The sequence below is a fragment of the Leptotrichia trevisanii DSM 22070 genome (assembly GCF_000482505.1).
GTDB classification, from domain to species: Bacteria; Fusobacteriota; Fusobacteriia; order Fusobacteriales; family Leptotrichiaceae; genus Leptotrichia; species Leptotrichia trevisanii.
Genome location: NZ_AXVL01000061.1, coordinates 1 through 6,446, shown reverse-complemented (window position 1 = coordinate 6,446; position 6,446 = coordinate 1). Strand labels below are relative to the sequence as shown.

Sequence of the window (6,446 nt, the reverse complement as noted above, 5' to 3'; positions counted from 1 at the left end):
AAACTCCTGAAAGTGTAACGCAGGATGGAGTGGCAAATATAAATACGACGACTGATGGAACTGGAACGCCTAACTTATCACAATATGATTCTCAGCTAGGTTCAGAATACAATAACGACAATCTTGATTCAAATTATGGTTCAAGTTCATCATCGTTTTCAGATATTTCAGAAGATAAAAATTCCAATAGTTCAGCAGTCTCGGAAGAAAAAAGCAAGGAATGGAGAAAGTCTGCGATAGGGTTTGATAAGGGAGTTTCAACACAGACTCCACAAACGACAGAACAGTATCAGGAACAGCAACAAGTTCCTCAGAATGTGCAACAGCAAAATGAAAATGATACAGATCAGAATAAACAAAAGTCAAAGTCCTTATTCCTGAAGCAAAAGCAGGACAGCTTCTATTTGACTAATTTAAAAAATCCTGCGATAGGGAAATATGAATTAAAGACAGGGAGCTTTATTCCAGCTGTTCTTGTAACGGCAATTAACTCTGATTTGCCGGGAGATGTGATTGCTCAGGTTAGAGAAAATGTCTATGACTACCGTACTGGAAAATATATTTTAATTCCTATGGGTACAAAAATAGTTGGAAAATATGACAGCAGTATAACGTATGGACAGAACAGAATATCAACCTTTATTTCTGACATAAAGAAGGAAAACTATGTGCTTACGAGCTGGTACAGAGCAAAGATATTGAAGCACAGGATATTAAAGTTTGAGCCAATGAGTGAACTTTCAAACAGCTATAACTTTTTATCGGAAGTACGGTATGGAACAAATTACGAGATTGAAGATTGCAGAATAATTGGAACAATGATTGTTGGGGAAGATGAGAGCAAGGATCCGTTTTGGGGAGACAGTGCAAAAGATACAATTTCCACTTTAACTGGCTATGTTCATTACAGGGAAGTAAGCAGCCGTCCTGAAGAAGATCCTGATATAACAGATGTTAGAGTTTCATTAAATGATGTAATATCAATAATTACTAACACTGAAAATTCTTTATACAGAATGTTTGCAAAATATCTTGGAAAGCCTATGGAAGAAGATGAATACGAGGATGAAGTGTCAAAAGATTTTATTCTGAAGGAAAAAACAATTGAAAGGCTTAGAAAAATATATACTGATGAAGAATCAATTAAAGCATTGAATAAAGGATTGCATCCCTTCGTTGCAAAACAGTTTGGATATTTATTACAAAATACAGGAGAAAATACGTTTAAGTCTATAACTTCAACAGCAAAGACTAAACTGCAGGTATTTGAAATTCCTTCAGTTGTAAAAAATATAGAAAAGTCTGATTTTAGGGCAATGGACTTAGTTAATGGTGATAATCCTGTAGATTTATACTTTGTAATAAAACCAAAAGATATAGATTTGTTAGCTCCGTTAGTACGAATAATGTATATTCAGCTGACAAATTTATTAATGGAAAGTTTAAGCAAGAAAAATTTTAACATAATATTTTTAATGGATGAACTAAATGCTTATGGCAAGATGAAGGCTCTTGTAAAAGGGCTTGGGTACTATGCAGGATTTGGAATAAAGATGGTTGGAATATTTCAAGGGCTTGATCAGTTAAATTCGACATATGATAAGCAAGGAAAAGAGGTGCTGAACGGATGTCAGATTCAGATATTTGGAAGGCCAAACGATGAGGCTGCACCTGACTATATTTCAAAGACGCTTGGAAAAGAAACAATTAGGGTAAAAAGTAGAAATATTGGGCTAAAAGGGGGAGGAAATGTTTCAGAGCAAGGAAAGGACTTGTTAAGCCCTTCAGAAATAAGACTGCTACCTGACAGAAAGGCAGTTGTAATTACAGGATACAAGAAACCTTTATTATTAGATAAGCTCTACTACTACGAATACCCTGAACTGTTAAAAAGAACACAGCACCAGCCAGTATTCTTTAAGGATGGATATGTAATATTTGAAGCAATGAAAGGAATGTATGAATACAGACATTCATTTAAGATGAAAGAGGAAGATTTTTATGATGATATAAAATATGAAAAAATTATTGAAAAGGTACGGAAAAAATATAAGTCAGAAAAAATAGGATAGGGGGATATATGGAAAATATTGAAGGAACAATTAACAGTTCAGCTGAAATAACAAAAAAGAAGAAGTCTAGGGATAAAAACTATACTGAAAGAATAAAAAGGAATAAGGAGAAAATTGTTAAACTGGAAACAATCATATTAAATTCCAAAAATGATATTGAGAAAATTGAACAGGAAAATGCAGATATTTTAAGAGAAGTTTTAAAAAAATCAGGTGTAGAGGATAAGCTTTTGAAAATTATACTTGAAAGTTCAAGTAGCGATGAAACTGCGAAAAAAATGAAGGAACTGACGGAAGTGCTATGACGGAAAGTGAAAAATATGAACTTCAGAAGAAGGCACAAATAGATTTTGTAAATGAAAGGCTGTCGGCATTAAAAGAGTATATGGAAAATGATGACATTACTGAAATAATGCTGAATCCTGGTGGGTATATATGGGTAGAGTCGTATGAAAAAGGAATGTATAAGACAAAGACATATTTGAATGAGATGGAAGGATATAAGATTATTCAGGTGTTGGCTTCATATAATTCAAAAATAATTTCTGAAAAGAATCCGAGACTTTCTGGAAATTTGCCAAATTCTGACAGATTTCAGGGAGCTGCAAAAGGAATTACTAAAGGGATTCCAGTATTTACAATAAGGAAAAGGCCTAAAAAAATATTTACACTCGATGATTATTTAGCAATGGGTTCAATTACAGAATTTCAGAAAAATTTTCTTACAGAAGCTATTTTGAATAAAAAGAATATAGTTGTATCAGGTGGAACTGGTACAGGAAAGACAACATTTACTAATGCTCTTGTAGATTATCTTAAGGAAGTTGATAGAATCAAAAATACAGTTGAGAGGATATATATTATTGAGGAAGTTGAGGAAATTATTTGCGATAAGGAAAATGTACTAAGATTATTTGTAACTGAGGATGTTTCAGCATTGGAACTGTCAAAGGATGCACTTAGGCACAGACCTGACAGAATTATTCAGGGAGAGCTTAGGTATGGAAAGGAAGCTGAGGAGATACTTAAAAACTGGAATACTGGGCATAGTGGAGGATTTACAACAGTACACTCAGATGGTGCAGAGGAAACTTTGGAAAGGCTAGAGGAACTGCTTATGGAAGTAGACAGGAATCCAAGACAGCCACTTATAGGACGTTCAGTTGATGTGATTGTAAATATTATAAGGACAAATGAAAATGGCAAAACTGTAAGAAAAGTAAACAAGATAATTAAAGTAAACGGTTTTAACAAAAAGACAAAGGAATATGAAATTGAGGAGGTAGGATAATGAAACTAAAAGTCTACAAGTCTTTACTGGATGTAAAAATGATAATGGGACTGCCATACAAAATTTTTGTAGCATTGGTATTACTTACAGGAATTATATTCCTGATATTCAAGCACTGGATAATTTTTGTGCCAGCAACGGTAATATATATTTTGTGTGCAGTTATGTCTGTAAAAGATCCGATGACATTGGAACTGATAATAGAGCATTACAAGACTGAAAGATATTTAAATCCGTAAAATAGATATTAAAAATAAAAATAAAAGGCAAAAAGCTATTGAAAGGAAAACAACAGAAATGAAAGAACAAATTATGAAGTTTTTAGAAGAAAGAACAGATAACGAAGTTGGATATACTACGTTAAGCAGAAACAAGATAATGGAAAAATTGAAAATAAAGGATGAGGAAAAATTTAATGAGGCATTTAAGGAATTAATAAAAGAAAATAAAATATTTTTTCATCAATCAACAGAAGAAAAAATAAATTATGACGGCTCTATATTTGAAATCAATAAAATAAAATACTTTACTGATAAAGATAAGTCAATTGAGTTTAAAAATGATTATGAAAAAAAGCAGAAAGAAAAAAATTCCAAAATACAGGAAACAGAAAAAGCGAAGGATGAAAAAGTTTCGGCATTGTCAGCTGATGCAAAATTAATTTATAACACATATAAAGAAAATCTAGGAGATTTGGTGTATCTTGATTCAAAGAAGATTAGAGAAAAAACAGGATTGGAATTTAAAGATTTTGTAGCGGCACAAAAAGAATTGTCGTCAAATAAAGTATTATTTATAACAAAAATATCAAAAGATAATGAAGAAAAGTTTGTATTAATTGAAAGAGGAGAGATTTTAAGTAAAGTTCTAAAAAGAGAAGAAATAAAAGAAAATATTAAAGAGAATCAGAATAAGAAAAGTGAATTAGAAAATAAAAAAGAAAAGAATAAAAATCTTAAAATAAATGATGATAAAGAAATGGAAAGATAGAAAGGGAAAAAATGGGAAAAACACTTGATAACTACAAAAATTCATTTGTTTATCATATTCCGTGGGACTTTCTTCTCAATGACTTTATTCTTGTCAATAAAAATATGGGTTTTCAGGTAACATTGAAAGTAAGAAATCACGACCTGGATTTTTTTACTGAAGAGGAAGTAAATCTGAAAATATTGCAGTATAATAATGCAATAAAAAAATTGCCTGATAATTTTATTATACATTATGAAGTTCAGAGGAAGAAATCAAGAGGATATATTGAAACGGAAATTGACAATGATTTTATACCAACAGTGCTTATGGAGAGAGAAAGGAAGGAACTATTCTCAAAGGGAGAATACTTTAAATGTGATTATTACATAACATTGACATATTTAATAGCAGAAGATGCTGAAAATAAGATAAATTCATTGCTTTCAAGCAAGAAGGAAGATGATTCGGAAGAGAAAATTGCAGAGGAAGCGGAAAGGGAATTAAAAATTTTTAGGCAAAAAGTAGCTTCATTTATTGCTTTATTAAAATATGCCACTACAAGTATTGAAGTCTTACAGGGAGGAGAACTTATGGCATATATGTATTCAACAGTAAATGCTGAGTTTCCTGAAAAGAAAAAAATGCCAACAGCTCCGCTATATCCGATTGATCAATATTTGTCAAATTCAAGTTTTGAAAATGGGAAAGATACAAAAATACAAAGATTAACTCAAATAAAGCATTTAAGGACAATATCGGTTAATCTATTTCCTGATGAAATAGAGTCAAGAGTTTTAAAAAAACTTGAAAGTTTGGACTTTGAATTTAGAATGTCGGCAAGGTATATTATTCTTTCACAGAATGAATCAAAAAAAATGTTGAAAAATTTTTTCATTTTTCATCAGGGAAAACAGAAAATTTTGGACAGTATATAACTGAAGCCATAACGAAAAAACCTTCATTTAACATAGATGAGCTGGAGCTGGCGAAGACAGAAGAGGCAAAAATGGCTTTAAATGAATTTAAGGAAGGCGGAATGAGTTATGGTTACTATACATTTACTATAATACTTGCTGATGAAGATATAAAAAGGCTGGAGGACAACGCACTTAAAATAGCAACAATATTTGATGAACAGGATTTTACCTGCTCAATTGACAAGTACAATATTTTTCCCTCATATTTAGGAGCTATTCCAGGAAATGTGAAGGCAAATATAAGAAAATATCCAATAAATTCAATGCTTTTAAGCTGTCTTTTCCCTACTTCATCACTGTATCGTGGAGAGGAAGTGAATGAATTTTTTAGGGATAAAAAAAATATTGCAGGTGTTCCGCTTATGATGACTAAAACAGACTTGAATGATATATTTTATTTTAATCTTCATATAAAAGATGCAGCACACACACTAATAGCAGGTCCGACAAGGTCTGGGAAATCAGTATTATTGGGAATGCTGGTGGCTGAACTGAAAAAATACCCTAATGCTCAGGTGTTCTTTTTTGATAAAGGAGGTTCAATACGTGTCCTGACTGCTTGTATGGGTGGAAAATTTTATGATTTGGGAAAAGGCGGGGATAATGATTTAGCATTTCAGCCACTTGCGAATATTCATATCGAAACAGAAAGGGCATTTGCAAGCAACTGGATAATTTCCCTTCTTCAACAGGAAAATGTAATCGTAACACCTGATATGAAAAGTACAATATGGGAAACGCTTACCACTCTTGCAAATGATCCGCCTAACAGAAGAACAATGACAAATTTTGCATTTACAGTTATGAACAAGGAAATTCAGAAGGCACTTGAGCCATACACAAATACAGGTTCATATGGAAAATATTTTGATAACAATGAAGATAATTTTTCAGACTCAAACTGGCAGGTATTTGAAATGGGAAGGATAATAGAAGATCCAAAAGCGACAGCACCTATATTAAGCTATCTGTTTCATAGAATAGAAGTGGAAAAATTAACAAAGGACTATCTAACTGCAATCGTAGTTGATGAGGCTTGGTTTGCAATGGAAAATGAAAGTTTCAGGCTTAAATTCAATGACTGGCTTAGAACTCTTGCAAAGCTGAATGCCTTTATAATCTTTGCGACACAGT

Annotated in this window: 7 protein-coding genes; all 7 read left to right on the top strand. The window is 32.2% G+C overall.

Annotated features, from left to right (window positions below; translation table 11 throughout):
• Positions 1–2,072, top strand: a 2,072-nt coding sequence (locus K324_RS0109115; protein WP_026748874.1) for a type IV secretory system conjugative DNA transfer family protein, incomplete at its 5' end; no start/stop codon positions are given.
• Positions 2,073–2,080: 8 nt separating this feature from the next.
• Complete coding sequence (locus K324_RS0109110) at positions 2,081–2,377, top strand: hypothetical protein (protein ID WP_026748873.1); 297 nt, start codon at positions 2,081–2,083, stop codon at positions 2,375–2,377.
• Entirely contained in the window at positions 2,374–3,363 is a 990-nt protein-coding gene (locus K324_RS0109105) for an ATPase, T2SS/T4P/T4SS family (RefSeq protein WP_026748872.1), read from the top strand. Before K324_RS0109110 ends, K324_RS0109105 begins: the two co-directional genes overlap by 4 nt.
• On the top strand, positions 3,363–3,602 hold the full coding sequence (locus K324_RS0109100) for a VirB3 family type IV secretion system protein (protein ID WP_026748871.1): 240 nt from the start codon (positions 3,363–3,365) through the stop codon (positions 3,600–3,602). Before K324_RS0109105 ends, K324_RS0109100 begins: the two co-directional genes overlap by 1 nt.
• Positions 3,603–3,660: 58 nt before the next feature.
• A complete protein-coding gene (locus K324_RS0109095) occupies positions 3,661–4,353 on the top strand; it encodes a hypothetical protein (protein ID WP_026748870.1) in 693 nt (230 codons plus the stop codon).
• A gap of 11 nt (positions 4,354–4,364) precedes the next feature.
• On the top strand, positions 4,365–5,270 hold the full coding sequence (locus K324_RS0109090) for a VirB4 family type IV secretion/conjugal transfer ATPase (RefSeq protein WP_026748869.1): 906 nt from the start codon (positions 4,365–4,367) through the stop codon (positions 5,268–5,270).
• 71 nt (positions 5,271–5,341) lie between these two features.
• Positions 5,342–6,446: VirB4 family type IV secretion/conjugal transfer ATPase (locus tag K324_RS0109085; RefSeq protein WP_026748868.1), on the top strand; the 1,105-nt coding region annotated here is incomplete at its 3' end.

Excerpts from the sequence above, each read along its gene's own strand:
- K324_RS0109110 (WP_026748873.1), top strand. The coding sequence starts at position 2,081 with ATGGAAAATATTGAAGGAACAATTAACAGTTCAGCTGAAATAACAAAA.
- K324_RS0109105 (WP_026748872.1), top strand. The coding sequence starts at position 2,374 with ATGACGGAAAGTGAAAAATATGAACTTCAGAAGAAGGCACAAATAGAT.
- K324_RS0109100 (WP_026748871.1), top strand. The coding sequence starts at position 3,363 with ATGAAACTAAAAGTCTACAAGTCTTTACTGGATGTAAAAATGATAATG.
- K324_RS0109095 (WP_026748870.1), top strand. The coding sequence starts at position 3,661 with ATGAAAGAACAAATTATGAAGTTTTTAGAAGAAAGAACAGATAACGAA.
- K324_RS0109090 (WP_026748869.1), top strand. The coding sequence starts at position 4,365 with ATGGGAAAAACACTTGATAACTACAAAAATTCATTTGTTTATCATATT.